Raw genomic sequence first — 25,848 nt, 5'->3', positions numbered from 1 at the left:
GGTCAGGCCGTGCGCCGGTGCGAGCGTGCCTCTCTGACGAGGAACGAGACGAGGTAGCAGCCGCCGACGACCACGGTGACGACGCCGACGGGCAGCGTGACCGGTAGCGCGTGCTGGGCGATCAGATCGGATGCGCTGAGCATGACGGCACCGAAGATGGCCGTCGTGAGGAAGGGAATGTGCGGGGTGCCGACGAGGCGTCTCGCGATCTGCGGGGCAGCGAGCGCGACGAAGGCAACGGGCCCTGCGACGGTGGTCGCCACGCAGACGAGAACCACGCCGACCGCGAGCATCGTGATGCGGGTGACCGAAATGCGCACTCCCGTCACGATGGCCACATCGTCACCCAATCCGAGTTGGTGCAGCGCACGAACGTGCAGAGGAATCACGGCGAGGAGAAGGCCGATGAGCACCGCGGCGGTGGCGACACCTCCCGCGGTGACGCCGGCCAACGTGCCCGCGCCCCAGGCCGAGGCGAACAGCGCGGTGTCGAGATCGACCTGCAACAGCAACCAGGTTCCGAACGCGGCGGCCATCGATGAGATCGCGACTCCCACGATGATGAAACGGAAGCCCCCGAATCCGACGCCGCGCGAGAAGGCGAAGATGAGCAGCGCGGTGGCGAGACCGCCGATCAGGGCTCCGATCGTGCGCGACTCGACAGACGACCCGGCCACGATGAGCGAGACGAGCATGCCGACGAAGGCGCCGTTCGACAGCCCCAGCACGTCGGGGCTTGCGAGCGGGTTGTGCGTGACGGTCTGGAAGAGTCCGCCCGCGACCCCGAGTGCCGCGCCGACCACGATGGCTGCCGCGATGCGGGGCAGCCTCCACTCGAGCACAACGGTGGTGGTCAGGTCGTTCGCGGTGCCCGACATCACCTTCAGGAGATCAGGGAACGGAATCGGGAAGTCTCCCGACATCGCTCCGATCGCGGCGAGAGCGGCGAGCAGAATCAGTAGCACCAGGTTGATCGTGGCAGGGCGGATGCGCCGTCGCGCGTCGTTCATCACAGTCCCGTCACCCGTCGGTTGCGTCGCACGAGGAGCACGAGAACGGGGGCACCCACGAACGCCGTGACGATGCCTACAGGCATCTCGGCTGGCAGTGCCACGAGTCGCCCCACGATGTCGGAGGCGAGTACGAGAGCGGGCGCCGCGACGATCGATCCGGCAATGATGCGGCGCTGATCCACTCCGACGATCCAGCGAACGACGTGCGGCATCATCAGCCCGACGAACGAGATGGGGCCGGCGACGGCGGTGGCGGTGCCGGCGAGAAGGGTGATGGCGACCACGGCCAGCAGCCGAGTACGCGGAACGCTCACTCCCTGGCCCGCGGCCACATCGTCGCCGAGCGCCATAGCGTTGAGTGCCGCGGCGATCGCCAGTGCGAGCGCGATGCCCACGACCAGCGGGAGAAGCACCGGGGTCGTCACGTCGAACCCACGACCGAGTAGGCTGCCGGCCGACCAGCCGAGCATCCGCTCGAAGGCATCGGGGTTCGTCAGGGTGAGGCCCGTGGTGAGCCCCGAGAGCACGGCTCCGACGGCCAGGCCCGCGAAGGTCAGAGTCAGCGGGTCGGCCCGACGTGGGCCTGCCGAACCGAGGAGGAACACAGCCGCCGTCAGAACGAAGGCCCCCGCGTATGCGAACCACACGTACTGGCCGGGGCTGGCGACTCCGAGGAACACGATGGCACCGGCCACCGCGGCGGCGGCCCCGGCGTTGACCCCGAGGATCCCCGGATCGGCCAGTGGATTGCGCGTGACGGCCTGGATGAGCGCGCCCGCCCCGCCGAGTCCGGCGCCGACGACGAGCGCCGCAACGGTACGGGGCACTCGCTGATCCAAGAGGATGAACCGCGACTCTTCCGTTCCGCCGCCCGTCAGGGTGTCGAGGAGCACCGTCGGCGCGATCATGTTCGCGCCGATCACGAGCGAGAGAACGACGAGCAGCGCGATGAGCCCGAAGGCTCCCGCGACGAAGAGAACGAAGCTGCGGGTCGGGTGACTGGTCACCGCGCGTCGCGGAGGATGCTCTCGATGTCGTCGAGCACCTTGAGGCCGCCCATCGGTCCCACCCCGGTGATCCAGTACGACTGGTCGACGAGGTGCACATCGGGGAACGATGACGCGTTGGCGGTGATCGCCTCGGGCATAGTCGTCGGGTCGTCGACGTCGGTCGTGGTGACGACCACGAGATCGGCGCTCGCCTCGAGGACCTTCTCGGGTGACAGATCGACGGAGATCGAGTTCTGCCAATCTCTCGGGGGCGTGGTGAAGCCGACGCACTCGAGGGTGCTGCCGGCGAACGACTCGGGTCCGTAGACCGTGAGCAGCCCGTCGCGGGGGCGGATGAGCTGCGCGGTCTTCCCCTCCACCGCGAATTCGGTCTTGACCTCGTTGCAGCGAGCGTCGTAGTCGGCAAGCAGAGTGTCTGCCTCGTCGACCCGGCCGAGGGCCTTGCCCACCAGCTTCACATTGTCCTTCCACGGATCGGCCTGCGAGGCGAGGTAGACCGTGGGCGCGACGGACGACAGCTGGTCGTACAGCGCCGAATGGCGCGACTCGGTGCCGATGATGAGGTCGGGCTTGAGGGCCGCGATCTTCTCGACGTTGGGCTCGGTCACCGTACCGACCGACGTGATGCCGCTCGCTTCTTTACCGAGATACGAGGGGATGCCGGCAGCCTCGTTGAGTACGGCTGCACCCACGGGCACGATTCCGAGGGCGACCGACGCGTCGAGTGCGACGGGCTCGAGTACCACCACGCGCTTCGCCTGAGCCGGCACCTCTGACTCTCCGCGAGCATGCGTCACGCTGATGGTGCCTGCCGCCGCGGCGTCGGTTGCGGCCGGGGCCGTGGTTGCCGCCGCCGAACAGCCCGAGAAGACCATGGCCGAGAGAACGAGCCCCACGAGCAGTGCGGGTCGTCGAAAGCGTGGGGAAGCGGGGGGAAGCAGGGGCATGGAAGGGCGCTCTCGTTCGACGTCGGGTGGATGCGTCGACGACGATGGCGACCCAGGTTAGGGTACCCTATCTAAATCCTCGGACCGCGTGCACCGTGGTTCCAATATCCCTGAGAGTGCAGAAGGTCGCGCGGGATTCCGGCCTCGGCGACAAGAGAACGAAGCCGGGGAACCGCGGAACTCTCGGCAGCAATCCATGCGGCGAAAGCCGTGCCGGCCGCTCGCGCGTCGGGTGCATCCGACGCCGCCCACGATTCCGCGGCAACGGCCAGAGTCTCGCCGGGTGGTCGGCCCTCGCGGGCGACGTAGTGCACGGCCACCTCGCTCGGAACCTGCTCGATCGGCGGGCATGCGTCGACGTCGTCGGCCTCGACCACGATGACGCCTCGGGTGCCGCTTCCGAGGGAGCTGGCTATCCCGGTGAGGGCCGGGACCGCCGTCTCGTCACCGAGTAGCAGCACGGCGGTGGGCGGCTCGGCCGGTCGCCATTGGATGCCGTGCCGACGGTCGTTCGCCCGCGCATCCGGCCCCGAGACCAGCATTCGGTCGCCGACAGCGGCGCAGCTGGCCCAGGTCGAAGCGGGCCCGGCCGGGTGATGGATGAAGAAGTCGATATCGACCTCGCACTCCCGCGGTCGCGCGCGGCCGGTCGTGTACGTGCGCGCGAGGTGGCGTTCGCCCGCGGGCATGCTGGCCAGCGCAGCCCGCCACTCGGCGACGGAGAGCCCGTCGACGTCGCCCGAGAACGGTCCCTCCCACGGCTGCCGTCGCGCCCTGGCATGGCTCACGTCATGCGGAAGAATGAGTTTGAGCCGCTGGTCGAGACCATACGGAGCGAAGTGTCGAAGCGATGGCGATCCGAGCGTGACGCGAACGAATGTCGGCGAGATCGCGCGGGTGCGCACGACGCGTGTGTCGAAGAGGCGGTACGCGGGGGTTCCGGGCACGATCGTCACCCGAGGGAGCCTAGCGGGGTTCGTGCGAGGTCATGCCTCGCGCCGCTGCGTCGAGGATGCGATCAGCTGCGAGGCGACACCGTCGCCTGAATGACCTCGGCGAGGTCTCCTGCACGACTCCACATCGGCCAATGGCCCGTCGGGAGATCGACAACGTCGAGCGTTTCGAGGTTCGCGACTTCAGCGAACATGGGATGTCCTCCCCGGGCCATCTCGAGCACCTGCGTGCTCGAGATCGAACAGCAGACCATCGTGGTCGGCACGGTGTTGCGGGCGTCGTTCGTGAGCTCGATTCTCTGGCGAATCACTGGGCCAGGCTCAGGGGTCGCCCGGGCTCGAAAACGCTCGAGCGCCTCACCGGTCAACCCGTCGAGGCTCGCCTGCTGAGCGAGGACGTCGAAGGGTGGGAGTGGCAGCTCGAGAACGTCTTCTGGAAAGTCTGGGGCGAAGGCGCTCCCTGATGCCATCGGGCCCGAGTCGACCCACACCACCCGATCGACGAGTTCGGGGTGGCGATCGAGGATCAGGCTGACGGGTCCATTCGCGCCGCTGTGAGCGACGAGTGTCGCTGGCTGGGCCTCGGAGGCAGCGAGGCGAGCGAGGAGGTCGAGTAGCGCCGCAGCTTGATCGTCGAGGGTTCTCGTCGCACGATCCGGATCGTCTTCGTCGAGGCCGGGCAGCGTGATTGCGATTGCCTGCGAGCGGTCGGGGTCTAGATGCTCGACGACGTCATCCCACGCCCAAGCACCAAGCCAGTGGCCGGCGACGAGAACAATGATCGGTTTGTTTTTCTGAGTAGTCATGTACCCACCCTCGTATGCCCCCCGGGCAGGTGTATGTCACTATCTGTGTCATGAATCTGAAACGCATCGTGCTGTGAAGCGTGCAGAACGGCTCCACGCACTGACCGAGATGCTGCGCCGCAACGGATCGCGAGGCTGTTCCGCCGACAGGCTGGCGAAAGAGTTCAGCGTGTCGGTGCGCACCGTCAAGCGAGACTTGGAGACGCTCGAACGCAGCGGCGCGGCCATCTGGTCCCGCCCCGGTCCAGGTGGCGGTTACGGCTTGGCGATAGGCGCATCCCTCCCTCCGGTCAGCCTGTCCGCTGCTCAGGCCGTCGCGCTGATGGCGGCCGTGTCCGCCGCGCCCGATGCCCCGTATTCCGACCTGGCGGCATCCGGCGTTCAGAAAATTCTCGATGTCCTCGATCCCCTCACTCGGGCGCGCGCCGATCAGCTGGCCGACAGGGTTTGGGTCGCCGAGACTCGCTCTGCCTCGCGAACGATCAGGTCGGCGCTGGAGGAGGCGATGGCCGAGCAGCGGGTCGTGCGCCTCCGCTACACATCTCGATCCGAGATCACGACCACGCGCGACGTCGAGCCCGTGCTCTTCGCCTCGACGAATGGCCAGTGGTACCTCGTCGGATGGTGCAGGATGCGCAATGAGATGCGATGGTTCGCCGTGTCACGCATCGAGCGAGCCAGCGTCACCAAGACGGCGTGCGAAGGCCACAGCATCGACGAGGTCGGCACGCCACCGGTGAACGCCAGACCTGTCCATGGTCGGGGCGTATAAGCCGATCCACGTCCCCCGCCCGCTAGGCTCGCCCGCATGGTTCTCCCCGCACTCACCGTGAAAATCTGCGGCCTCCGCACCGAGGCCGCGATCGATGTGGCCATAGCGGCGGGGGCGGATGCCGTCGGCTTCGTGATCGCCGAGGGCAGTCCTCGGTTCGTCGATGCAGAGACGGCCCGTCGGCTTGTCGAGTACACCGCCGGGCGAGCGACGACCGTGCTGGTGACGAAAGGTCTCAGCCCCGAGGCGGCCGCCTCTGCGGCTGAGGGATGCGGCGTCGATGTGCTTCAGGTGCACGGATTCGACCGGCTGCAGGTCGAGCGCACGCTGGAGCTCTTTCCGCGCGTGTGGCGGGCCACGTCGCTCGGCAAGGCGACGCATGAGAGCCATCTCGAGTCGTGGGGTGAGGAGATGTTGTTGATCGATTCGCCTAGAGCCGGATCGGGCGAGCGCTGGGATCTCGGGGAATTGCAGACGCAGCGACCCTCCGGCCCCTGGCTGTTGGCCGGCGGACTCGATCCGGAGAATGTGGCACAGGCGGTCGCCCAAGCCGAACCGATGGGAGTCGACGTCTCGAGCGGCGTCGAGTCAGGCCCGGGTGTCAAGGATCACGCGCTCATCGAGCGATTCGTGGCCAACGCGCGGTCGACTTCTCCTGGGCGCACGGATAGCGTGGCCGGATGAAGAATATGTCGTGGGCCGCCTACGGTCTCGGAGTCGCTGTTGTCGTCTTCGCGCTCATGGACGGCGGACTGGGCACGACCGGCAAGACCCTGCTCGTCGTGGCCACGATCTTTCTCGGCGCCCTGATCGCGGCTATCAACAACGTGGCAGCCGCGGTCGCTGACCGTCGGCAAGACAACGTCGTCGACCCTGAGCCTGCTTCTGGTAACGCTTTCCAGACGCCGCGATGATCGATGCGCACGACACCTTCCGAGATCTGGTCGCGGCGGCCCGCCGATCGCCGGGCGCCAGACTCGTGACGATCTCGACGATCGAGGTCGATGAGAACCGGATGACGCGGGTGTACTCGACGGATCCGGCGAGCTATCCGGTCGGTGGCGTAGGAGAGCCGCTTCGGGAGGGCGACGACGATCCCTGGTACGACCGTGTTGTGGTGCAGCAGCAGCCCTGGGCCAGTTTCGATGTGGAGGACCTGCGAGCGAATTTTGCAGACCACGAACTCATCGAGTCGCTCGGTTGCGGCGCGATCATCAATGTGCCCGTCGTTCACGACGGTGCGACCATCGGTTCGATCAACCTGCTCGATGCCGAAGGGCGTTACGACCCCTCGTCCGTCGATGCTGCAATCGAGCTCGCCGCCCCCATCGTGCCGGTCTTGGTCTCGTTCGATCGGGCTACAGGCTGACCGCCAGCTGCGTGCCGAGTGCCGCGATGGCCGGTTCGTTTCGGCTGTAGTGGGACCACTGCCCGATGCGGGTGCAGGTCACCAGCCCTGCCCGCTGGAGTGTGGCCATGAACTGCGAGGCCGTGGACTGCGACACCTCGGCCCTGGCCTGGATGTGCTTGAGGCACACTCCGACCTCGGACGCGGGCTGATCCTGCGGTGGAAACGACTCCGGCTCCTTCAACCATCCGAGAATCGCGAGTCGCGTCGGATGGCCGAGAGCCTTGAAGACGGCCACCAGATCGAGCTCCTGCGTTTCTTTCACTCGTTCATAATATCGCAATATCGCGGTTTACCGATGTTGTGGTAGACCTTAGATCGGTAAATTGCGATGTAACGATGGAGGACCAATGGAACAGAAGACCGCACTCGTCGTCGGAGCGCGCGGGGTGATCGGAGGCAATCTGATCGAGCACCTCGAGGCGCTCGGGGAGTGGGACATCATCGGCCTCTCGCGCCGAGGCGGCGACGACCGCGAGCGAGTGAGACATATTGCTGTCGATCTGCTCGACCGTGAGGCCACGGCCGTGGCACTGCGGGGCTTGTCGCACGTGACTCACGTCTTCTACGCGGCCTATCAAGACCGCCCTCGATGGGCCGAGCTGGTCGCGCCGAACATGGCCATGCTGACGAATGTCGTCGATGCCATCGAGGCTGTCGCTCCGGCGCTCGAACACATCAGCCTCATGCAGGGCTACAAGGTCTACGGCGCCCACCTCGGCCCCTTCGCGACGCCCGCGAAGGAGTCCGATCCGCCGCACATGCCGCCCGAGTTCAACGTCGATCAGCAGCAGTTTCTCGAGCGTCGCCAGGTGGGATCGACGTGGACGTGGTCTGCCCTGCGGCCCTCCGTCGTCGCCGGCATCGGGCTCGGAAATCCGATGAACCTCGCCATGGTGATCGCCGTGTACGCCTCGATGAGCAAGGAGTTGGGCATTCCGCTGCGGTTCCCTGGCAGACCTGGTGCCTACACCTCGCTCATCGAGATGACCGACGCCGACCTGCTTGCGAAAGCCACGGTCTGGGCCGCCACCACTCCGGCTGCCCGCAACGAGGCCTTCAATATCACCAACGGCGACCTCTTCCGGTGGTCGACGATGTGGCCCGAGATTGCGGCGTTCTTCGAGCTCGAGGTTGCTCCGCCGCTCGAGATGGATCTCACCGAGGTGATGGCCGACAAAGAGGAGTTGTGGAACGCGATGGTCGAGCGCCATGGGCTGGTCGCCACCCCATACTCCGACGTGTCGTCGTGGGCCTTCGGAGACTTCGTCTTCGCGTGGGACTACGACGTCATCTCTGATGCGTCGAAATCGAGACGTGCCGGTTTTCATGAGTACGTCGACACCCGGGCCATGATCTTGCGCATCTTCGGAGATCTTCGCGAGCAGCGTCTCATTCCGTAGTCGGCGCGTCGCGGCTGAGGGTTCGACTGCGCGATTCGATTCGCCGCAGCGAGCATGGGCATAATCGAGGCGTGCAGCTGGAACGCGTGTCCCCCTCTGACATCGGCCCGATCCGAGAGTTTCTGCGGGCGGCCGATCTGACTCTGGCTGGACTCGATGCGCCAGGGGTGCGCCTGTGGGTCGAGCGAGATGAAGCCGGCCGGGTCGTCGGCAGCACGGGTTTCGAGCTCAGCGCGGATGGCCGACACGCGCTTATCCGGAGCGTTGCGGTGGATCCGCAGCAGCGTTCGGCCGGGTCGGGCTCCCGCCTCGCGCGATTCGCGATGGATGCCGCGCGACAGGCGGGAGTCGAGCGCGCGTGGTTGTTCTCGCGGCGATCCGGACCGTTCTGGCAGAAGCTGGGCTTCACGGGCGCCGACCGTGACGAGCTCGCGGCGGCTCTTGCCGACACCCACCAGGTGAGCCTCTTCGTCGAGACGGGTCAGCTGGGTCGCGAGGTCGCCTGGTCGTGCTCTCTGGCGAGATGACGAACGGCGCACCCCGGGTTCTCCGGGGTGCGCCGTCTGCTGTCGGCGCGAGCGCCGAGCGTGATGTCGTTACTGCTGAATGAACGCGAGCAGGTCGGGGTTGATCACGTCGGCGTGCGTCGTGAGCATTCCGTGGGGGTAGCCCTCGTAGACCTTCAGGGTCGAGTTCTGCAGCAGTTCGTGCTGCTTCAGCGAAGCATCCTTGTAGGGAACGACCTGGTCGTCGTCACCCTGGGTGACGAGAACGGGAACCGAGATCGACTTCAGATCTTCGGTCTGGTCGGTCTCGGAGAAGGCCTTGATGCCTTCGTAGTGGGCGAGCGCGCTGCCCGTCATGCCCTGACGCCACCAGTTCGCGATCACCGGCTCCGACACCTTCGCGCCCTCGCGGTTGAAGCTGTAGAAGGGGCCGGATGCGACGGCCTGGTAGAACTCGGAACGGTTGGCTGCGAGGGCCTCGCGGAATCCGTCGAAGACCGCGATGGGCGTGCCCTCGGGGTTGGCGTCGGTCTGCACCATCAGCGGCGGCACCGACGAGACGAGCACGGCCTTCGCGACGCGGCCCTGCGGCTCGCCGAACTTCGCGACGTAGCGCGCGACCTGGCCGCCACCCGTGGAGTGACCGATGTGGATCGCGTTCTTCAGGTCGAGGTGCTCGACCACTGCCGAGACGTCGCTCGCGTAGTGGTCCATGTCGTGCCCGGTGCCGATGTCGGTGGATCGACCGTGGCCGCGGCGGTCACTCGCGATGACGCGGTAGCCCTTGGAGTGGAAGAACAGCATCTGAGCATCCCAGTCATCGCTCGACAGGGGCCAGCCGTGGTGGAACACGATGGGCTGGGCGTCCTTCGATCCCCAGTCCTTGTAGTAGATCTCGGTGCCGTCTTCTACGGTCACAAACGCCATGATTGACCTCCATTTTCGTGTCGAACCAAGTCGTGCTCGGGACGACTGCGTGTGGGAATTCTGCTCGTCGATGAGGTGAGGAGCGTTTTCACAGTAGCCCCGCTGCACAGCGCAATCGAGGGAAAGCGCAAGGGTTCCGACATCTGTTCAGTAAGGCCCGATCATCCGTCGCAATTAGAGGCTCCGCTCTGGCTCGAGCTGCATGCACACGAGTCTCGCCCGCTCTTCGCACGACTCCGCCACCTGGAAGCCCCTCGAGCGATACAGCTGGATGGCGTCGGCGCGCCAATCCCAGACGGTCAGCCGCACGGGCAGGTCTCTGAGCTCGATCGCCGCGTCGATCAGGGCGGCGCCGACGCGTCGGCCGCGGGCACCGGGATCGACCCATAGCCGCTTGATCTCGCGCGTCGCTGTGTTCGTCTTCACGACGACGACGCCGAGGAGTTCACCCTTCGACTCGGCGACATAGACGACCGAGTCCTCATAGGCTCTCGCCGGCTCGTCGATCTCCGCTCGATATCGCGAGGGAACAGGGGCATCGGCGGGAGCGCCACCGAGGTGCGCAGCCTTCTCTCGCTCGGTCTGCCTCAGGTAGGCCTCGACGAGAAGACCCACCCCTTCGCTGTCCGGTCCCTCGAGGTCGGCCCGACGCGCGGAGATGGGATGGGTGTTGTCTTTACGATCCACCGAGCAGCCACCGTTCAATCGAGATCTCGAGGAGGACGCGCGCACCGTCCACCGTCTCGTCGAGCAGGTTCCAGCCGTCGTACTTCTGCATGAAGAGTGAGACGACGTCGGGGAATCCTGCGATGTCGTGGTGGACGACAACGTTGCCCTGGGCGACGTGCGGGTCGGCTCCGGACCCGTCGATCGCGAGCGAGACCCGATCATCTGCCAGGGCGTTTCGCACCTTCACGTTCGTCGCAGCCGACGCGACCCAGAAGGTGTCGCCTGTCGCAACGAACCAGACCGGGGTCGTATGGGGTGACCCGTCGGCGCGGAGTGTCGTGATCCACACGCAGGGGGCGTCGACAGGCGATCTCATTCCACCAGTATCGCGACCTGGGCCTCGGCGACGCACTTGCAACTATCTTGCATCGCACGTAACGTGTTATGCATGGTAGCGGACGTCGGCACGCAGCTTCGCAAGGGCGTCGTCGAGTTCTGTGTGCTCGGATTGCTCTCGCGGCAGGCGATGTACGGCTGGGAGCTCTCGGAGCGACTCGTCGCGAGCGGACTGATCGCGAGCATCGGAACTCTCTATCCCATGCTCGCCCGCCTGCGCAGTCAGGGGCTCGTCACCGCATACGACGAGGCATCGGCCTCCGGCCCGGTGCGCAAGTACTACAGGCTCACGGCTCAAGGCGAGTCGCAGCTCGACTCGTTCCGCCAGCAATGGGCGCCCTTTGCTGCCACCGTGGATCAGCTCGTCGGAAAGGACAGCGGCTCATGACCGAACAGACTTCGAATGCCGTCAAGACCTATCTCGCCCGCCTCGATACGGCGCTCGTAGGAGTCGACCCCGATGTTCGCTTCGAGATCGTGTCGGGCATCCGCGAAGAACTCGCCGGTCTCGACGATCAAGCGGCGTCGGCTCGCATCGCCGAGATGGACGACCCCGCGCTCATCGCTGCTGAGGCGCGCGCCGAGATGCCTCAGCCGCCCGCGGCTCCGGCACCCGCCGTGGCAGAACCCGTTCCCGGCCGCGCGTTCTCGATCGCCGCCGTGCTCGTGCTCATCATCGGCACCTTCGTCGTGCCGATCCTCGGTCCGCTCGTCGGTCTCGTGTGGGTCGGCATGGCGAAGGCCTGGACGCGCCGCGAGAAGATCGTCGCGTGGGTGCGGCCCTTCTCCGCCGGGTTGATCGTGCTCGCGCTGTCGTTCGTGGCGAGCCTGATCGGGCAGAACCAACCGAGCGTGCCCAATCAGCCCACGCTGGCCGTTGCGTTCGTGGCGCAGTGGCACGTGGTGTTCATCGTGATGTTCATCGTGCTGCCGATCGAGGGCATCGTGCTTCTGGTTCGGGCCAACAAGCGCGGCTGGCGGGCCCAGCCGCAGCCTTAGGGGGTCAGTGGCCGCGAGCGATCCATTCGTCGAGGTGCGGGGCCTCGGCGCCGATCGTCGTCGCGTCGCCGTGACCGGTGAGCACGACGGTCTCGTCGGGCAGCGTCAGCAGTTTCGCGGTGATCGATTCGATGATCGTGCCGAAGTCGCTGTACGAGCGGCCCGTTGCACCCGGCCCGCCATTGAACAGCGTGTCTCCGCTGAAGACCGTGCCCAGTGACGGGGCGTAGAAGCACACCGCTCCGGGGGAGTGGCCCGGAGTGTGCAGCACGTGCAGCTCCGTGCCCGCGACAATGAGAGCCTGGCCATCGACCAGGCCGGAACTCGGCGCGGTGTCGGGGTAGACCGCGTCCCAGAGCATCCGATCGCCGTCGTTCAGCAGTACGGGCGCGCCGGTCGCGGCCTGCAGCGCCGCGACGGCGTCGATGTGGTCGTTGTGGGCGTGCGTCAACAGAATCGCGGTGACGGTGCGCTCGCCGACGGCGGCCAGGATGGCGTCGGCATCGTGGGCGGCGTCGATCACGACGCACTCACGGTCGTCGCCGACGATCCACACGTTGTTGTCGACATCCCAGGTTCCGCCGTCGAGGCTGAACGTGCCGCTCGTGACGAGATTCTCGATGCGGGCAGCCATTACAGAACCACCACCGAACGCAGCACGTCGCCGCTCGCCATGCTGGCGAACGCCTCTTCGATGTCGCGGATGCCGATTCGCTCGGTCACGAATTCGTCGAGGGGCAGTCGGCCCTGCAGAAAGAGATCTGTGAGCATGGGGAAATCACGTTCGGGCAGACAGTCGCCGTACCAGCTCGACTTGAGCGAGCCTCCCCGGCCGAACACATCGAGCAGGGGGATCTCGAGCATCATGTCGGGAGTGGGAACGCCGACGAGAACGACGGTTCCGGCGAGGTCGCGGGCGTAAAAAGCCTGACGCCAGGTCTCGGGGCGACCGACCGCGTCGATCACGACGTCGGCGCCGAAGGTGTTCGTGAGTTCCTGCACGGCCGCCACGACTCCGGCCTCGTCGAGCTCGCTGGAGTCGATCACATGGGTCGCGCCGAGGGCTGTCGCCTTGGTGAGTTTCTTGGCGTCGCGATCGATGGCGATGATGGTGCTGGCGCCGGCCAGCTGCGAACCGACGATGGCTGCGGTGCCCACGCCGCCGCATCCGATGACCGCGACGGAGTCGCCTCGTGTCACATTGCCGGTGTTCATGGCGGCACCCAGGCCGGCCATGATGCCGCAGCCGAGCAGGCCCACGGCGGCGGGATCGGCATCCGGATTCACCTTCGTGCACTGCTTGGCGTGCACGAGCGTCTTCTCGGCGAAGGCGCCGATGCCGAGCGCGGGGCTCAGCTCGGTGCCGTCTTCGAGGGTCATCTTCTGGGTGGCGTTGAAGGTGTTGAAGCAGTACCAGGGCTCGGCGCGCAGGCAGGCGCGGCACTCGCCGCAGACGGCGCGCCAGTTGAGCACCACGAAGTCGCCGACCTTCACGTTCGTGACGCCCTCGCCGATGGCGCTGACCCGGCCGGCGGCCTCATGGCCCAGGAGGAAGGGGAAATCGTCGCTGATTCCGCCCTCGCGGTAGTGGTAGTCGGTGTGACAGACGCCGCACGTCTCGATGTCGACGACGGCCTCGCCTGGCCCGGGATCCGGGATGACGATGGTGGTCAGTTCGACGGGTGAGCCCTTCGAGCGGGCGATGACGCCGGACACGGTGATGGACATCGAGCGGACTCCTTTGTGCGGGGGCAAGGCCGTTTCAGCGTACCTGTCATCGGCGCGCAGAAAAGGGGCAGCAGCGACCGGGTGGTCGCTGCTGCCCCTTTTCTTATCGTGCTAGTTGGTTCGGGTGGCACCGATGCGACGTGCGATGAGCATCATTCCACCGGCGGCCAGGAGCAGGGCGAGGCCCCCTCCGAGCAGCGGCATCACGGGCGCACCCGTGTTGGCGAGGGCCGCGGGAGTACCCGGGGTTCCTGCCGGTGCCGTGACCGCGGTGATCGTGATGGTCGAGGTCGCTGCGGTTCCGGTGATGCCGTTGATCGCCTGCGTGGCGGTGATGGTCACCGATCCGGCCGCGAGCTGTCCGACGAGGGACAGGACCCATGCGCCGTTGGCGACCGTGGCCGTGCCGGCCGAGACGCCGTTGACAGACACGCTGACGACCGCGCCGTTGATGCCGGTGCCGCTCACCTGGGTGGGGCCGCTGCCTTCGACATAGGCCACGCCGTTGGCGGGGCTGCTGATGACGGGGGCCACCGGGCCGACCTGGAAGGCGACGGTGGCGCCGCCGGACGCGGCCAGTGCCTGGAACTCACGGTTCTGCGTGGGGATCACGTCAGGCGTTTCCTGGGTGGCGGTGATGCTGTACGCGCCGTACGACAGGTCGGCGGGAACCGACCAGTTTCCAGCGCCATCGACCGTAGCGGTACCGGTCACGTCGCCGGTGAGGGTGACGGTCGCGCCGGCCTTGCCGGTTCCGGTGACTGCCTTGAGCGACGTCTCGATCAGCTGACCGTCGAGCGGGGCGGTGAAGACGGGCGGTGCGAGAACCACGGCGATGTCGAAGGTGGCGGACGCCGAGGTGTCGAAGCCCTTCTTCGCGACGATGGAGTAGCTGTAGTTGCCCTCGGTGCCGGGTGCGGGGAAGGACCAGGCTCCGTTGGCATCGATCGCGACGTCGAACGGGGTGCCGTTCTCCGGCGTCACGGTGAGGGTGGCGCCCGCAGGACCGGTTCCCGAGACGGGAGCGTCGGTGAAGTACGGGGCGCTCTGCTCGGTGACGGCCGGTGCATCGAGGAAGAGTGCAACGGTGTAGCCGCCGGTCAGGGCGAGACCGTTCTGGATGTTCGCACCCCACATGACGGACTGGCCCTCGACGGTGGTTCCACCGGAGACGACGCCGACGGCGCGGTCACCCTGGATGATCGAGCCACCCGAGTCGCCCTGGCTCGAGGTGAGGATCGACAGGAATCCGGAGACCTGGCGGCCTTCGACGTTGGCCCATCCGACGGACTCGACTGGTCCGGAGGTGAAGCCGGTCGTGCGACCGCTCTTGCTGACCTGAGCGCCTACCTCGGCTGCACCGACGGAACGAACCGGGCGGGTCGAGGTGGAGAGGTCTTCGCTGGCCGAGGTCGTCCAGTCGGTGACCTGCGGCAGAGTGTTGAGCGCCGGGTTGGTCACATCGATGACCGAGATGTCGACGCTGTCTGCTTTGCCCTCTTCGCCGGCGGTGTTGCCCGGGCCGCCGTACTGGGAGAAGGCGAGCTCGCCGAGCGGCTGCGTCAACGTGACGGGGCTACCCTCAGGGGCTCCGCCAGCAGTGTCTCCCGAGGGGAGGGTCAGGGCGCTGATCACGGCCGTGCCGTCTTCGGTGCAGTGACCGGCCGAGATGACGGCGGGGGCACCGGCAGGCGACCATGCGGAGAATCCGATGGAGCAGAGGCTGGCCGACGTTGCGTTGGGGTCTGTCAGGCCTGCGTAGCCGGCACCGCCGACGACGTCGTTGGTGGAATACGCGGAGATCGGCGCATCCATGACCTCGACGAGCACGTTGCTGTTGTCTTCTGCAACGGAGCGCGCGCCGGCGCCGATGTCGGCGGTGGGCTCGGTCGTGTAGATGACGACGTTGCCGTCGGCGTCTGTCGCCACGGCCTGAACGGCATCTTCAGTCAGCAGTGACTGTGCGAGCGTGTCGAACTGTGCGCCCGACGTGGGAGCGACGTCGTCGCCCTCGGTGGCGAACGCGGCTGTGCCGAACGTTCCGCTGAGGCCCGTCAGCGCGAGCGAGCAGACTGCGACGTACGCAGCCCTCTTTTTCCAAGTGGACAAGTGTTACCCCTAGTTCCGTATGCGATAAGAGCTGAGGGCATAGATCTGGTTCTGGCTGCACGTGCCGCCGAGATACCCCCGCCTCTGAGAGCGTAATTAAGAACTCAAGGCAAAAGCAAAGAAACCTCGAAGGTTAATCTCAGTTACTTGAAACTCGCCGTGCCACCTGATCAGATGGCGTCATGCGAACCTCATCGATTCTTGCCCTGGCGATCAGCGGTGGCGCACTGCTCGGCCTCGTTGGTTGCGCGAGCTCCGCATCGAGCGGCACGGCGACAACCGACCCCGAAGGCACCTGGCAGGCCGCAGATCCGGATACCGCGTGGCTGACGATCGACGGGAGCGGAAACCTCACGGGAGACGACGGGTGCAACAAGTTCACCGGCACCGCCACCGTGGTCGACGACGAGGTTCGCTTCAGGCTCGATCTGTCGACGCTGAAGGCGTGCATGGGGGTCACGACGTCGTTCCACGGAATGTCCTCTGCGGTCATCGACGGTGACACGATGACGACGCGAGACTACAAAGGCAGTGAGATCGTTCAGCTCCAGCGTCGCTGACCTGTGCCGAAGATTCGGTGACGGTGCTCGAACGAGGAGGCCACAATGTTCGATTGGCTCTCGTGCCCGTTCGACAGGAACGAGATCATGATCGGATGACCTCCGACGCCTCACTACCGACACGACCCGGTCGCCTCGACGAACTCGAACTCATCGACGATGCCGATCGGCGCGCGAGATCGTACATCGAGGGCATCGGATCGCGTCGAGTCTTTCCTGATTCCGCCGCCGTCGATGAGTTGCGGGCATTCCGGGAGCCCCTTCCGGTCGAAGGCCACGACGCTCGCTCCACTCTTCGATTGCTCGACGAGAAGGGCTCCGCTGGAGCCGTCGAGAGCAACGGCGGCCGCTACTTCGGATTCGTGACCGGTGCCACGCTGCCGGTAGCCGCCGCCGCCGACAGGATGGCGCTCGCGTGGGACAACAGTGGCTCGTCTTTTGCAGGATCGCCCGCCGCTGCGACCATCGAGGAGGTGGCCGGCGCCTGGCTACTCGAGATTCTCGATCTGCCCCGATCGAGCGCCGTCGGGTTCACTACCAGCGCCTCGGCTGGAACCGTCATCGCTCTCTCTGCTGCTCGCCGCGCGATCCTCGCGGCCCAGAACTGGGACGTCGACAGGGCTGGGCTCGGCGGTTCGCCCAACGTGCGAATCGTCGCCAGCGAACTCGCCCACGCTGTCGTAGTCAAGGCGCTCAGACTCCTCGGCTTCGGCCTCGACAACGTGGAGTGGGTGCCGGTCGACGACCACGGGCGCATCGATGTGTTGCAGCTGCCCGCGCTCGACGCGAGCACGATCCTGATTTTGCAGGCCGGCGAGGTCAACTCGGGTGAGTTCGATCCGTTCGCGGAGCTGATCGACCGTGCCGAAGCCGCGGGCGCCTGGGTGCATATCGACGGAGCCTTCGGCCTCTGGGCGCGGGCGTCGAAGCACCGGCAGCTCACCGCTGGCGTCGAACGGGCCGACTCGTGGACCGTCGACGGTCACAAATGGCTGAACACCCCCTACGACAGCGCCATGGTCATCCTCCGTGACCCGGAGGCTCTCGTCGGGGCGATGAAATCCGATGCGGTCTACCTGTCGCCATCTTTTGATGCTCAACGCAATCGCACACTCGAATTCTCGCGGCGCGCCCGCGGCATTCCCGTCTGGGCCGCCTTGCGCACACTGGGGCGGGTGGGTGTCGCCGATCTGGTCGAACGCACCATGCACCTCGCCGACCGCGTGGCCGAGGGGCTACGCGATGCAGGCTACGACGTGCTGAACCGGGTCGTTCTGAATCAGGTGCTTGTCTCGACAGACGATCCGGATCAGACCCGGCGGATCACAGAGGCAGCCCAGGCTTCGGGAGAGACCTGGTTCGGTCAGACGGTGTGGAAAGGCCGCAGCGCATTCCGCATCTCGGTGTCGTCATGGCGAACCACAGAGGATGACGTCGATGCCCTCCTTTTACTACTCGGCTCGCTCCGACAAGCCGACTGACCTCAGCGCAGCATGAGGTCGGCGGTGCGCAGCGCCAGCGCTTGCTGAACCAGGCACGGATTCGCGCTCAGCGAGCTCGGGAACGTCGAGTTGTCCGAGATCCACATGTTCGGGATGTCGTGGCTGCGCCCCTCGGAATCGACCACACCCGACGACGGGTCGGCACTCATGCGGCACGTGCCCAGAGTGTGCGCGGTGCGAGCGAGCACGCGGGTCTCAAGAGCTCCGGCTGCCTCGAGGATGCGCGTCATCGTCGCCGTGGCGTGCTCCTCGATGGCCTTCTCGTTCGAGCCGGCGGTGAACGAGACGACCGCGCGCGGCACGCCCCACTCGTCGAGTTCGTCTGACAGTACGAGCCTGTTGTCGTCAGACGGGAGGCACTCGCCGTTGATGCCGATCCCCGCTGAATACCGCCAGGCATCCAGAGCGTTCATGAGTTCGTCGCCCCACAGACCAGCGCCGCGCACGAGGCTCGTGGCGTAGTTGAGTGGCATCACGCCCAGGCTCTGCAGTAGGTAGCCGCCCACGAAGTCGACGCCCTCCGGCCGAACGAAGTCTTCACTGATGAGCGACGACGGATAGCCGCGGTAGCCGCGGATCTGTTCGTCGAAGCGGCCCCAGACCTGCACGCCGCCGTGGGCGAGGAAGTTGCGGCCGACCTGGCCGCTCGAGTTGGCGAGGCCCGTGTTCAGCAGCAGGCGGGGCGTCTCGATGCCCCCGCCCGCCAGCACGAGGTTCGCGCAGCGCTGGCGGAAGTCCTGTCCGTCGCGCCGATAGACGACGGCCTCGACGCGACCCTGCGCATCCAGTTCGATGCCGTGCACCATCGCGTCGGCGCGGATCTCGGCTCCGTCGGCGACGGCCGCGGGCAGGTACGTGTTCGCAGTCGTTGCCTTGGTTCCGTAGCGTTCGCCCTGGTGGATGCTGCCCAGGTTCTGGCTCGACCGGCGATTCCCGAAGTGCGGCTGGTCGCGGTCGCGGCTCAGGATGGCCGCCGGCGCATCCGTGGCCCGGATGCCGAGCCGTGCGCATCCGGCGGCCATCATGTCGGCCGCGGCGTTGCGATCGACGGGCGGCTCGAGGTACTCGCGCTCCGGATCCCAGGGGTAGGGAGTCGGCCCGGAGACTCCGATGGTGCGCTCGACCTCGACGACGTAGCGGGTGAGCTCGTCGTGGTCGATCGGCCAGTCTTCGCCGGATCCCGTCTCGGTTCGCAGGCGGAGGTCGCGTGCGTCTGGGCGAGGAGTGAAGGCGCCCCAGTGCAGGGTTCCGCCGCCCACGCCGAAGCCGCTGTTGTTCGAGCCGAACGCGGTGGGGTCGTCGCCACCCGAGAGCCGCTCCGACATCCAATTGATGCGCGGGGCCTCGATCTCGTCGTTGGTGAAACCGTCGGCGTCGGTGTTCGGGCCGGCTTCGAGGGCCACGACCTTCAGGCCGCGTTCGGCGAGGCGGGCCAGCAACGGACCGCCACCGGCGCCCGTGCCGACCACGACCACGTCGACGATCTCATCGGTGTCGTACGTGCGCATGCGACTCAGATCCACGCGGGGCTCTCCTCGACGGTTCGGGTGGTGTTCGTGTTCGGGTGGTCGTGCTGCTCTTCGTCGTCATCGGATGCGACAGTTCCGAGCTCGGCCGGCTCCCACGGGTCGCGCTCGCCGGCGGCGACGGTGATGTATCCGGCGGGGCCGCTCGCCGGCCCGCTGGTCGCGAAGCCGTCGTAGCCGACGCGGGCCATCGACGCCGGATGCGACAGCCACACGCGGGTCAGGTCGGTGCGCACGTCGTCGAGCCAGTGCTGGCGCATGGCTCCGTTCCAGGCCGAGTCTCCCCGGGCCTCGAACCCGTTCAGTTCTCCGGAGATGATGCCGTCGATGAGGGCATCCTGCTCAGCGCGATCGTCGGCGGGCCACAGCGTCGCCAGGTCGTCGAGCCCCAGCCGGTATGCGGCCACGTCTGCCGGCTGGCCGGTGTTGCGCCATCCGTCGCCGCGACCGATCGCGAGATCGTCGTCGATGCGCGCGGCCAGGTCGATGCGCGGCGACTCAGGCTGCGGAACCAGCCGGTCGGCCAGCGTGCGCAGCATCGTGAGCTGATCGGCAGACAGCGCTCGCGGCGTGTACTGCGGGTCGTCTGCGATCACCCGACGCGAGAGGAACCCGCGTGCCTCGGGAGCCGTGCGTTCGGAGGCGACCAGCCGGCCCCATTCGGGCGTGAGTTGCGGGCTCACGGACACCGTCGCATCCCACAGCCGAACGATCTCGGCGGCCACCTCGTTCGGCCGCTCGTAGGGGAGCAGATGCCCGGTGGATGCGAGCGAGACGAAACGAGCCTGCGGGTAGACGCCGTCGAGCAGGCGCGGCTGGGCTGAAGCGCCGAGGTCGTCGTCGTCTTCGCCACCGAGCACGACCGCGGGCAGATCGATGGGGCCGACGTCGTTCGACACGTCTTCGGTGCTGCCCTCGTCGAGCCAGCGGCGCCAGGCGAGGGGCGACATCAGTCGCACTTGGGCGATGGCCGCGCGCTCGTCATCGTCGTCGAGGGGAGTCGCGACGTTCTGGGCGACGAAATCCACGGCGTGGTCCTCGGAGATCAGGCCGTTCTCCGCCCACGAGAGCATCTCTGCGCGCTTGTCGTCGGACATGGGCTCCGGGGTACGCGGTGACGGCGCGAGCAGTACCAGGCCGGCGAGGCCGAAGACGTTCGCGTCGCCGTCCAGGATGCGGTCGGCGACGAGGGCCGCGACCTTGCCGCCCATGCTGTGGGCGGCCAGAAAGAAGGGGCCGCCATCGGACTCGGCCTCGATGACCTCGACCGCGCGGTCGGCGAGGGCCGCGACGGAGCCGTCCGGCGCATCCGGAGACCCGCCGTGGCCGGGCAGATCGATGCCCACGACCCGAAAGCGGCCGTCGGCGAGGCGGTGGAGGGCGGCGGCGAGCGGCGCCGCCGCTGCTGCGTCGAATCCGAGGCCGGGGAGGAAGAAGATCGTGCCGTCGTGGGCGGTCACGGGGTGACCATCGCCCCGTTGACGTTGAGCGTCTCGCCCGAGACGTAGCTCGACTCGGGGGAGGCGAGGAACACGAAGGCGGGTGCCAGCTCCGCCGGCTGGCCGGCGCGCTGATAGGTGCTCTCGTCGTCGAAGGCCGTCATCTGCTCATCGGAGACGCCCTGCGACACCTGCAGCGCGGTCCACACCGGGCCCGGCGCCACCACGTTGACCCGGATGCCGCGCGGGGCCAGCTGCTGAGCCAGACCCTTCGAGAAGTTGTTGATCGCGGCTTTGGTCGAGGCGTAGTCGAGGCGGTCGGGCGCAGGCTTGTAGGCCTCGAGCGATGCGGTGTTGATGATGGTCGCGCCCTCGGGCAGGTGAGGGAGGGCGGCTTTGCTGAGCCAGAAGTTGGCGAAGACGTTGGTGCGGAAGGTCTGCTCGAACTGCTCGTCGCTGAGGTCTTCGAGGCGGTCGACCGCGACCTGCTTGCCGGCGTTGTTCACCAGGATGTCGAGTCCGCCGAGCACGCTCACGGCCTCGGCGATGATGGCGCGGCAGGTGGCTGCCTCGGTGATGTCGGCAGCGATGGAATGACCCTTCGTGCCGGCCTCGTCGATCAGGCCCACGATGCGATCGGCGTCTTCCTGCTCGGTGGGCAGGTGCACGATCACCACGTCGGCGCCCTCGCGAGCGAAAGCGATCGCGACGGCGCCGCCGATTCCCGAGTCTCCGCCGGTGATGAGTGCCTTGCGACCCGCGAGGCGGCCGGTGCCGCGGTAGGTCTTCTCGCCCAGATCGGGTACCGGCGTCATCTTCGCCTGCACTCCGGGTTCGGGCTGGTGCTGAACGGGAGGCTCGACCCGGTTGTAGAGGGTGACCGGGTTGCCGAACGTGTACTGGTCTCGTGCAGTCATAGGGATCAGGTTAGGCCGATGGTCGAATTGGGCGAGGGCATTGCACGCCATGTGATTTCTGGTATTGCCGGGCGTGCGCCGCCTGGCCATACCTGACAAAAATGAAGCGGTGCCAGAAGTTCTGGCACCGCTTCGCCGGTGAGTCAGTTCTGAGGCGGAGACCTGCTCCTGCCCGGGTGTACCCGAGGAGTGGGGGTCCAGACGCTCGAGCCGTCGTCCGACGCATCCGGATGCTCGGACGGTGCGCCCCACGCAGGCTCACGGGCGTCGACCGGCGTCACCAGCTGCCGCACGATGTCGTCGAACAGTGCGCTCACGACGATGTCGTCGGCCTCGGCGAGAACCTGGTCAGACGCTGAAACCGACGCCGTTCCCGGTTCGTCTCGAGGCTTGATAGAGGCGACGAGAAACATGGCCCACCCCGTCAGCTCCGCAGCGCGGCCTGCTCGCGGGGCGCCCCGCCCTGAATCTCGATCTTTCGGGGCTTCGCGCGCTCGCTCACCGGCAGGAGCACCGAGAGAACGCCGTTCTCGTAGTGAGCTGTGATGCGCTCCGAGTCGATGCCCTCGCCGACGCTGAACTGTCGCACGTACGATCCGTGCGGTCGCTCCTGAGAGAGCCACTTCACGCCGTTCTGGATGTCGGCGGTGCGTTGAGCGCGGATGGTCAGCAGCTGACCGTCGACGTCGATGTCGACACTCTCCGGATCCACTCCGGGGAGGTCGGCGTTGAGTACGTAGTGATCACCCTCGCGGTAGAGGTCGACGGGCATGAACCGCGGGCCGGCTTGGCCGCCGCTCAGGCTGCTGGTGAGGCGGCCGAACTCGGTGAAAGGATCGAAAAACATAGCCATGATGAGGAGTCCCCTTTCTGATATCGCGTGCGTAATTGTGCTGGATACCGAGGGTTTTCACCTTCGGACGGCAACATATTAACTCCACTCGAAAGTCGGAATCAAGACCTTTTTCGGCGCAACTTCGAGGGCCGCGCTGCAACTCAGGAAAAGCCGTATAACGGTGTACGAAACCGCCTATCGGGGGCGGTTCTTCCTGAATTGGAGCGGAGCCGGTGGGCCGGTCAGCGCGACGCGCACCAGTTCGGGTCGCGGCCGTCGACGGTGCCGAGCGCTGTGCCGTTCGAGAGGTCGACGTAGGTGATGTGCTGTGCGTCGGTCGTGACCGCGGCGTAGAGACCGTTGGGTGCGACACAGACGCTCGTGACGGCGTGACCCGCCGACTCGGGGGTGTCGAGAGCGAAGATGATGCTGCTGCCGCTCGCGTCGACCTTGGCGACGGCCGTACCCGGTCCAGAGCCCGAGTCCTGGATCTGCAGGGTGGTTCCCCCGGCATTCACGACAGCCGCGGCGGAGCCGATGTCGCCCGCCACCGTCGGGAATGCGCTGCTCGGATTTGCCGTCTGCCCGAAGTCGGTCGCGACACGGCTGCCCGCGTCTGCCGTGATCAGCGTCTTCGTGGTGGGGACGAACCCGAGGAGCTCGTCTGCGTGCCCGATCGGGGCGGGGCCCGAGGTGCCGTCTCGTTCACCCAGGGTGTCGACCAGCACCAGGTCCGAACCCTCTGTCTGGGCGACGAGCGAGGTGGTGCCCGGAATGAACATCCAGTCCTTCGCCGTCAGCACCTCGAAATCGGTGCCCGTGATGGGGATCGAGTAGTCGTTGCCGCGCGTGATGTCGTAGACGTAGAGCTGGTCGGGTTGCGCTTCGTAGTGGGCAGACTGCTGCGGTGTGAACGTGTAGCCGAAGAGTTTGCTTGCCGGGTTCGCCTTGAGGCTGGTGATGGTGCCCGCGCCCGCGAGATTCACAACGATGGGAGCGCCGCCGGTCAGCGAGACGATCGTGAGCGCATCGGTCGCGTCGTCGTTCACGGTATCGACGACGAGGGTGTCGCCGAGCGCCACGAACTGCCGGATGCGCGGGGCTTGGTAGACCGGTGTCGGTGCGCCTCCGCCGACGGGTGCGGCCAGAACGGCATCGCTCACCTGCGACCCGGGCGACCCGGTGGCGGGCGACAAGAAGTAGGTGGTGGGATTCGCCGTGGTGAAGGTGTAGCTGATGGTGGACGCGCTACCGGCCGCGACGCTGCGGACCTCGGGCACGGTCACGGTGTAGCGGGTGTTGTAGCTGAGGATCCCGGTGAATTGCACATCGATGGTGTCGCCGTCGACCGTTGCGGTGGTCGCCGCCGCCGGGCTCACGGTGAGGGTGTCGGCAGCCGACGGATCGAGAGGCTCGTTGGCCTGCAGCAGCAGGCGCTGCCCCGAGCGTTCGACCGCGGTGTTCACGTTGATCTGAGCCGACTGCAGCTCTGGCCCGTGCGAGAAGTTGGCGACCACCAGAACGGCAGCCACGACCGACACGATCGTGATGCTGCCGTAGAGCAGCCGGCGGAACCTGCGGCCGGCGGTGTCAATAGACATAGGGCTCGGAGGGTTGGTCGACGGCGGTGAGGCTGTCGGGGCGTACGACGGTCGTGGCGGCGCTGAGCACGCTGGGGTTCGCCTCGAACTCGCCGGTCACCGTGACCCAGCTGTCGGTGGCGTAGCTGCTCGCCCAGCCCGGGGAGTAGACCGGAACCCCGACAGGCTGCGCGTCGACCGCGCAGCACGTCACCACGAAGCGGGCGACGAAGAAGACGTTGTCTGGATCGTCGGCGTCGGGAGTCACGAATCCCGTCAGGGTTGCCGTCCGGCCACTCAGGTCGTCGGCGCTCGCGCCCTGGCGGATGAGGGCGGCCCAGTCCTTGACCGAGTACGCGGAGGTGTCGTCCGACGTGCCCGGCGGCGGCCCGGCGTTCGCGAGGCTGTTCGACGAGCCGTTGAGGCTGCGCTGTTCGACCGCCGCCGATGTGAGCGAGCTCGGGGGCACGACGAGCAGGGCGACGGCCGCGGCGGCGACGATGACGAGCGCGGTGAGCGATCCGCCGAACGCGAGCAACGGGCGGCGGCGACCGGCCCCGGCGACGTCGTGGGCGTCGGGCCCGCGCCCATCCGGCCCATCGGCCCCGACGTGATCGTGCTCGTCGTCTTCGCGCGGCCCCGGAATGACGAGGAGCGCACCGATCGTGAGCACGAACGCGATGCCGGCCATGATCAGGGTGAACACGTAGTAGCGCGGGTTGATGTACAGACCGAGCTGGCCCGTGACCCCGAGCCAGACTGTGGCGATCGCCGCGAGCAGGGTGAGAGCCAGCCCCTTCCAGCGCGTCATGAGGCGACTAAAAAACAAGGTTCACCGCCAATCCGATGGCTGCGGCACAGACGGCGATGAGCACGCTCACCTGCACCAGAGTGCGCACGGTAAAGGTCGTGCGCATCAGCGCGAGCATCTTGATGTCGATCATGGGCCCGAAGATGAGGAAGGCGACGATGCCCCCGGGTAGGAAGGTGGAGCCGAAGGAGAGGATGAAGAACGCGTCGACGTTCGAGCAGATGGCCACGATGAACGCGAGGGCCATGAGTGCGAGCACAGACCACAGGGGATTGCTGCCCAGCGTGATCAGCAGGTTGCGTGACACGGCCACCTGGATGAGCCCTGCGATACCCGCGCCCACGATCAGGGCGGGCATCATGGCCCCGGACTCGCGCCCGAAGCTGATGAGGGTGCGGCGCGTTCGAGTGCCGTGCTCGGCGTGCGGATCGACGGCGCAGGCTGCCTGAAACCCTCGCGTGAGCAGGGTCTGCGGAGCCGGGTGGGCGCTGTAGATGAACCCGACGAGATTCGCGATGACCAGGCCGCCGAGGATGCGGCTGATGAGGATGCCGTCGTTCCAGCCGAACGCCTGGTACGTCGTGATGATCGTGATCGGGTTGATGATCGGTGCCGCGAAGAGGAACGCCATGGAGTCGGCGACGCTGAGGCCACTGACGATCAGCCCGCGGGTCAGCGGCACGTTGCCGCACTCGCAGACCGGCAGGAGCACGCCGAGCAGAGAGATCAGGCTGCGCCGCAGCACGGCGTTCCTGGGCAATCTCCTCAGAAGAAAGCCCGCGGGCAGCCAGATCTGCACGATCGCCGAGAGCAGGATCCCGAGGATGACGAACGGCAGCGACTCGATGATGACGCTCACCGAGAGTGTCACGAAGTCTTTCGCCGGATCGGTCATCCACGACGTCCACTCGGCCGGCGCCAAAACTCTGATCGCCACGAGAAGCAGCACCGCGGCGATGCCGATCGTGGGCGTCCAGCGCCACTCCGATCGGGTCAACTCGCGCAGTGTCGGGTGCGACGCGGGTGTCGTGC

30 protein-coding genes are annotated in these 25,848 nt (G+C 66.9%); 10 read left to right on the top strand and 20 right to left on the bottom strand.

The window, feature by feature from the left end:
- Positions 1–2 precede the first annotated feature (2 nt).
- The 5 genes from ASE64_RS15740 to ASE64_RS15720 all read right to left on the bottom strand — a co-directional run bounded on the left by ASE64_RS15740 (position 3) and on the right by ASE64_RS15720 (position 4,729).
- A complete protein-coding gene (locus ASE64_RS15740; RefSeq protein ID WP_055782704.1) occupies positions 3–1,010 on the bottom strand; it encodes a FecCD family ABC transporter permease in 1,008 nt (335 codons plus the stop codon).
- Positions 1,010–2,020, bottom strand: coding sequence for an iron chelate uptake ABC transporter family permease subunit (locus ASE64_RS15735; protein WP_055782701.1), 1,011 nt, complete (start codon positions 2,018–2,020; stop codon positions 1,010–1,012). The genes ASE64_RS15740 and ASE64_RS15735 overlap by 1 nt, the downstream gene beginning before the upstream one ends.
- Entirely contained in the window at positions 2,017–2,970 is a 954-nt protein-coding gene (locus tag ASE64_RS15730; protein WP_055782698.1) for an ABC transporter substrate-binding protein, read from the bottom strand. Before ASE64_RS15730 ends, ASE64_RS15735 begins: the two co-directional genes overlap by 4 nt.
- Positions 2,971–3,041: 71 nt before the next feature.
- The gene (locus tag ASE64_RS15725; protein WP_055782696.1) at positions 3,042–3,926 is read right to left on the bottom strand and encodes a siderophore-interacting protein; all 885 of its coding nucleotides are present in this window, start codon (positions 3,924–3,926) and stop codon (positions 3,042–3,044) included.
- A 62-nt stretch (positions 3,927–3,988) separates the two neighbouring features.
- Positions 3,989–4,729, bottom strand: coding sequence for an alpha/beta fold hydrolase (locus ASE64_RS15720; protein ID WP_055782693.1), 741 nt, complete (start codon positions 4,727–4,729; stop codon positions 3,989–3,991).
- Positions 4,730–4,802: 73 nt separating this feature from the next.
- Here ASE64_RS15720 and ASE64_RS15715 point away from each other — a divergent pair, with 73 nt between their 5' ends.
- Genes ASE64_RS15715 through ASE64_RS15700 form a run of 4 tightly spaced genes read left to right on the top strand, consistent with a single transcriptional unit; the run spans position 4,803 to position 6,870 of the window.
- Complete coding sequence (locus ASE64_RS15715; RefSeq protein WP_055782691.1) at positions 4,803–5,501, top strand: helix-turn-helix transcriptional regulator; 699 nt, start codon at positions 4,803–4,805, stop codon at positions 5,499–5,501.
- 36 nt (positions 5,502–5,537) lie between these two features.
- Positions 5,538–6,185, top strand: coding sequence for a phosphoribosylanthranilate isomerase (locus tag ASE64_RS15710; protein ID WP_055782690.1), 648 nt, complete (start codon positions 5,538–5,540; stop codon positions 6,183–6,185).
- Positions 6,182–6,415, top strand: a complete 234-nt coding sequence (locus ASE64_RS15705; protein ID WP_055782687.1) for a hypothetical protein — start codon at positions 6,182–6,184, stop codon at positions 6,413–6,415. The genes ASE64_RS15710 and ASE64_RS15705 overlap by 4 nt, the downstream gene beginning before the upstream one ends.
- Positions 6,412–6,870 (top strand): GAF domain-containing protein, encoded by a 459-nt coding sequence (locus ASE64_RS15700; RefSeq protein ID WP_055782682.1) that lies wholly within the window; start codon positions 6,412–6,414, stop codon positions 6,868–6,870. Before ASE64_RS15705 ends, ASE64_RS15700 begins: the two co-directional genes overlap by 4 nt.
- Here ASE64_RS15700 and ASE64_RS15695 read toward each other — a convergent pair.
- Positions 6,860–7,174, bottom strand: a complete 315-nt coding sequence (locus ASE64_RS15695) for an ArsR/SmtB family transcription factor (protein WP_055782679.1) — start codon at positions 7,172–7,174, stop codon at positions 6,860–6,862. The two genes, ASE64_RS15700 and ASE64_RS15695, sit on opposite strands and share 11 nt — an antisense overlap.
- Positions 7,175–7,259: 85 nt before the next feature.
- Between ASE64_RS15695 and ASE64_RS15690 the strand changes: the two genes are divergently transcribed.
- Positions 7,260–8,312: an SDR family oxidoreductase gene (locus ASE64_RS15690; protein WP_055782678.1), complete on the top strand. Its 1,053-nt coding sequence runs from the start codon at positions 7,260–7,262 to the stop codon at positions 8,310–8,312.
- Between the two features lie 71 nt (positions 8,313–8,383).
- Positions 8,384–8,839 carry a GNAT family N-acetyltransferase gene (locus ASE64_RS15685; RefSeq protein WP_055782675.1) on the top strand — a complete coding sequence of 152 codons (456 nt, stop codon included), beginning with the start codon at positions 8,384–8,386 and terminating at the stop codon, positions 8,837–8,839.
- 69 nt (positions 8,840–8,908) lie between these two features.
- Here ASE64_RS15685 and ASE64_RS15680 read toward each other — a convergent pair whose 3' ends face one another.
- From ASE64_RS15680 to ASE64_RS15670, 3 genes are all read right to left on the bottom strand, one after another.
- Positions 8,909–9,745 (bottom strand): alpha/beta fold hydrolase, encoded by an 837-nt coding sequence (locus ASE64_RS15680; protein ID WP_055782672.1) that lies wholly within the window; start codon positions 9,743–9,745, stop codon positions 8,909–8,911.
- Positions 9,746–9,919: 174 nt separating this feature from the next.
- Positions 9,920–10,432 carry a GNAT family N-acetyltransferase gene (locus tag ASE64_RS15675; protein ID WP_055782669.1) on the bottom strand — a complete coding sequence of 171 codons (513 nt, stop codon included), beginning with the start codon at positions 10,430–10,432 and terminating at the stop codon, positions 9,920–9,922.
- Complete coding sequence (locus ASE64_RS15670) at positions 10,422–10,790, bottom strand: pyridoxamine 5'-phosphate oxidase family protein (RefSeq protein ID WP_055782666.1); 369 nt, start codon at positions 10,788–10,790, stop codon at positions 10,422–10,424. The genes ASE64_RS15675 and ASE64_RS15670 overlap by 11 nt, the downstream gene beginning before the upstream one ends.
- Positions 10,791–10,862: 72 nt before the next feature.
- Here ASE64_RS15670 and ASE64_RS15665 point away from each other — a divergent pair, with 72 nt between their 5' ends.
- Complete coding sequence (locus ASE64_RS15665) at positions 10,863–11,198, top strand: PadR family transcriptional regulator (RefSeq protein ID WP_055782663.1); 336 nt, start codon at positions 10,863–10,865, stop codon at positions 11,196–11,198.
- Complete coding sequence (locus ASE64_RS15660) at positions 11,195–11,809, top strand: HAAS signaling domain-containing protein (protein WP_055782660.1); 615 nt, start codon at positions 11,195–11,197, stop codon at positions 11,807–11,809. The genes ASE64_RS15665 and ASE64_RS15660 overlap by 4 nt, the downstream gene beginning before the upstream one ends.
- 4 nt (positions 11,810–11,813) lie before the next feature.
- Here the strand turns inward: ASE64_RS15660 and ASE64_RS15655 are convergent, their stop codons facing one another.
- The 3 genes from ASE64_RS15655 to ASE64_RS15645 all read right to left on the bottom strand — a co-directional run bounded on the left by ASE64_RS15655 (position 11,814) and on the right by ASE64_RS15645 (position 15,646).
- A complete protein-coding gene (locus ASE64_RS15655; protein WP_055782658.1) occupies positions 11,814–12,443 on the bottom strand; it encodes an MBL fold metallo-hydrolase in 630 nt (209 codons plus the stop codon).
- On the bottom strand, positions 12,443–13,537 hold the full coding sequence (locus ASE64_RS15650; protein ID WP_055782655.1) for an S-(hydroxymethyl)mycothiol dehydrogenase: 1,095 nt from the start codon (positions 13,535–13,537) through the stop codon (positions 12,443–12,445). The genes ASE64_RS15655 and ASE64_RS15650 overlap by 1 nt, the downstream gene beginning before the upstream one ends.
- A gap of 111 nt (positions 13,538–13,648) precedes the next feature.
- Entirely contained in the window at positions 13,649–15,646 is a 1,998-nt protein-coding gene (locus ASE64_RS15645) for a S1 family peptidase (protein ID WP_055782653.1), read from the bottom strand.
- A gap of 182 nt (positions 15,647–15,828) precedes the next feature.
- Between ASE64_RS15645 and ASE64_RS15640 the strand changes: the two genes are divergently transcribed.
- Both ASE64_RS15640 and ASE64_RS15635 read left to right on the top strand, forming a co-directional pair.
- Positions 15,829–16,206, top strand: coding sequence for an META domain-containing protein (locus ASE64_RS15640; protein WP_055782650.1), 378 nt, complete (start codon positions 15,829–15,831; stop codon positions 16,204–16,206).
- 95 nt (positions 16,207–16,301) lie between these two features.
- Positions 16,302–17,687, top strand: a complete 1,386-nt coding sequence (locus ASE64_RS15635) for a pyridoxal phosphate-dependent decarboxylase family protein (protein ID WP_055782646.1) — start codon at positions 16,302–16,304, stop codon at positions 17,685–17,687.
- Between the two features lie 2 nt (positions 17,688–17,689).
- Here ASE64_RS15635 and ASE64_RS15630 read toward each other — a convergent pair whose 3' ends face one another.
- From ASE64_RS15630 to ASE64_RS15595, 8 genes are all read right to left on the bottom strand, one after another.
- Positions 17,690–19,231, bottom strand: a complete 1,542-nt coding sequence (locus ASE64_RS15630; protein ID WP_235480661.1) for a GMC family oxidoreductase — start codon at positions 19,229–19,231, stop codon at positions 17,690–17,692.
- On the bottom strand, positions 19,222–20,694 hold the full coding sequence (locus tag ASE64_RS15625; protein ID WP_082466427.1) for an alpha/beta hydrolase: 1,473 nt from the start codon (positions 20,692–20,694) through the stop codon (positions 19,222–19,224). The genes ASE64_RS15630 and ASE64_RS15625 overlap by 10 nt, the downstream gene beginning before the upstream one ends.
- Positions 20,691–21,590: an SDR family oxidoreductase gene (locus ASE64_RS15620; protein ID WP_055782643.1), complete on the bottom strand. Its 900-nt coding sequence runs from the start codon at positions 21,588–21,590 to the stop codon at positions 20,691–20,693. Before ASE64_RS15620 ends, ASE64_RS15625 begins: the two co-directional genes overlap by 4 nt.
- A 143-nt stretch (positions 21,591–21,733) precedes the next feature.
- Positions 21,734–22,003: a hypothetical protein gene (locus ASE64_RS15615; RefSeq protein WP_055782640.1), complete on the bottom strand. Its 270-nt coding sequence runs from the start codon at positions 22,001–22,003 to the stop codon at positions 21,734–21,736.
- A gap of 11 nt (positions 22,004–22,014) precedes the next feature.
- Positions 22,015–22,443 carry an Hsp20/alpha crystallin family protein gene (locus ASE64_RS15610; RefSeq protein ID WP_055782637.1) on the bottom strand — a complete coding sequence of 143 codons (429 nt, stop codon included), beginning with the start codon at positions 22,441–22,443 and terminating at the stop codon, positions 22,015–22,017.
- 224 nt (positions 22,444–22,667) lie between these two features.
- Complete coding sequence (locus ASE64_RS15605) at positions 22,668–24,026, bottom strand: Ig-like domain-containing protein (RefSeq protein WP_055782634.1); 1,359 nt, start codon at positions 24,024–24,026, stop codon at positions 22,668–22,670.
- Positions 24,016–24,816, bottom strand: a complete 801-nt coding sequence (locus tag ASE64_RS15600) for a TIGR03943 family putative permease subunit (protein ID WP_055782631.1) — start codon at positions 24,814–24,816, stop codon at positions 24,016–24,018. Before ASE64_RS15600 ends, ASE64_RS15605 begins: the two co-directional genes overlap by 11 nt.
- Before the next feature lie 7 nt (positions 24,817–24,823).
- Positions 24,824–25,813: a permease gene (locus ASE64_RS15595; protein WP_235480660.1), complete on the bottom strand. Its 990-nt coding sequence runs from the start codon at positions 25,811–25,813 to the stop codon at positions 24,824–24,826.
- Positions 25,814–25,848: the final 35 nt, after the last annotated feature.

It is taken from the genome of Agreia sp. Leaf210, assembly GCF_001421485.1.
Taxonomy (GTDB): domain Bacteria; phylum Actinomycetota; class Actinomycetes; order Actinomycetales; family Microbacteriaceae; genus Agreia.
The sequence above is the reverse complement of the archived record's forward strand: the minus strand, read 5'-3'. Positions and strand labels throughout refer to the sequence as shown.

Excerpts from the sequence above, each read along its gene's own strand:
- ASE64_RS15730 (WP_055782698.1), bottom strand. The coding sequence starts at position 2,970 with ATGCCCCTGCTTCCCCCCGCTTCCCCACGCTTTCGACGACCCGCACTG.
- ASE64_RS15665 (WP_055782663.1), top strand. The coding sequence starts at position 10,863 with ATGGTAGCGGACGTCGGCACGCAGCTTCGCAAGGGCGTCGTCGAGTTC.
- ASE64_RS15605 (WP_055782634.1), bottom strand. The coding sequence starts at position 24,026 with ATGTCTATTGACACCGCCGGCCGCAGGTTCCGCCGGCTGCTCTACGGC.
- ASE64_RS15650 (WP_055782655.1), bottom strand. The coding sequence starts at position 13,537 with ATGTCCATCACCGTGTCCGGCGTCATCGCCCGCTCGAAGGGCTCACCC.
- ASE64_RS15615 (WP_055782640.1), bottom strand. The coding sequence starts at position 22,003 with ATGTTTCTCGTCGCCTCTATCAAGCCTCGAGACGAACCGGGAACGGCG.
- ASE64_RS15680 (WP_055782672.1), bottom strand. The coding sequence starts at position 9,745 with ATGGCGTTTGTGACCGTAGAAGACGGCACCGAGATCTACTACAAGGAC.
- ASE64_RS15635 (WP_055782646.1), top strand. The coding sequence starts at position 16,302 with ATGACCTCCGACGCCTCACTACCGACACGACCCGGTCGCCTCGACGAA.
- ASE64_RS15710 (WP_055782690.1), top strand. The coding sequence starts at position 5,538 with ATGGTTCTCCCCGCACTCACCGTGAAAATCTGCGGCCTCCGCACCGAG.
- ASE64_RS15640 (WP_055782650.1), top strand. The coding sequence starts at position 15,829 with ATGCGAACCTCATCGATTCTTGCCCTGGCGATCAGCGGTGGCGCACTG.
- ASE64_RS15705 (WP_055782687.1), top strand. The coding sequence starts at position 6,182 with ATGAAGAATATGTCGTGGGCCGCCTACGGTCTCGGAGTCGCTGTTGTC.
- ASE64_RS15740 (WP_055782704.1), bottom strand. The coding sequence starts at position 1,010 with ATGAACGACGCGCGACGGCGCATCCGCCCTGCCACGATCAACCTGGTG.
- ASE64_RS15655 (WP_055782658.1), bottom strand. The coding sequence starts at position 12,443 with ATGGCTGCCCGCATCGAGAATCTCGTCACGAGCGGCACGTTCAGCCTC.
- ASE64_RS15600 (WP_055782631.1), bottom strand. The coding sequence starts at position 24,816 with ATGACGCGCTGGAAGGGGCTGGCTCTCACCCTGCTCGCGGCGATCGCC.
- ASE64_RS15670 (WP_055782666.1), bottom strand. The coding sequence starts at position 10,790 with ATGAGATCGCCTGTCGACGCCCCCTGCGTGTGGATCACGACACTCCGC.
- ASE64_RS15700 (WP_055782682.1), top strand. The coding sequence starts at position 6,412 with ATGATCGATGCGCACGACACCTTCCGAGATCTGGTCGCGGCGGCCCGC.
- ASE64_RS15620 (WP_055782643.1), bottom strand. The coding sequence starts at position 21,590 with ATGACTGCACGAGACCAGTACACGTTCGGCAACCCGGTCACCCTCTAC.
- ASE64_RS15610 (WP_055782637.1), bottom strand. The coding sequence starts at position 22,443 with ATGGCTATGTTTTTCGATCCTTTCACCGAGTTCGGCCGCCTCACCAGC.
- ASE64_RS15690 (WP_055782678.1), top strand. The coding sequence starts at position 7,260 with ATGGAACAGAAGACCGCACTCGTCGTCGGAGCGCGCGGGGTGATCGGA.
- ASE64_RS15720 (WP_055782693.1), bottom strand. The coding sequence starts at position 4,729 with ATGACTACTCAGAAAAACAAACCGATCATTGTTCTCGTCGCCGGCCAC.
- ASE64_RS15660 (WP_055782660.1), top strand. The coding sequence starts at position 11,195 with ATGACCGAACAGACTTCGAATGCCGTCAAGACCTATCTCGCCCGCCTC.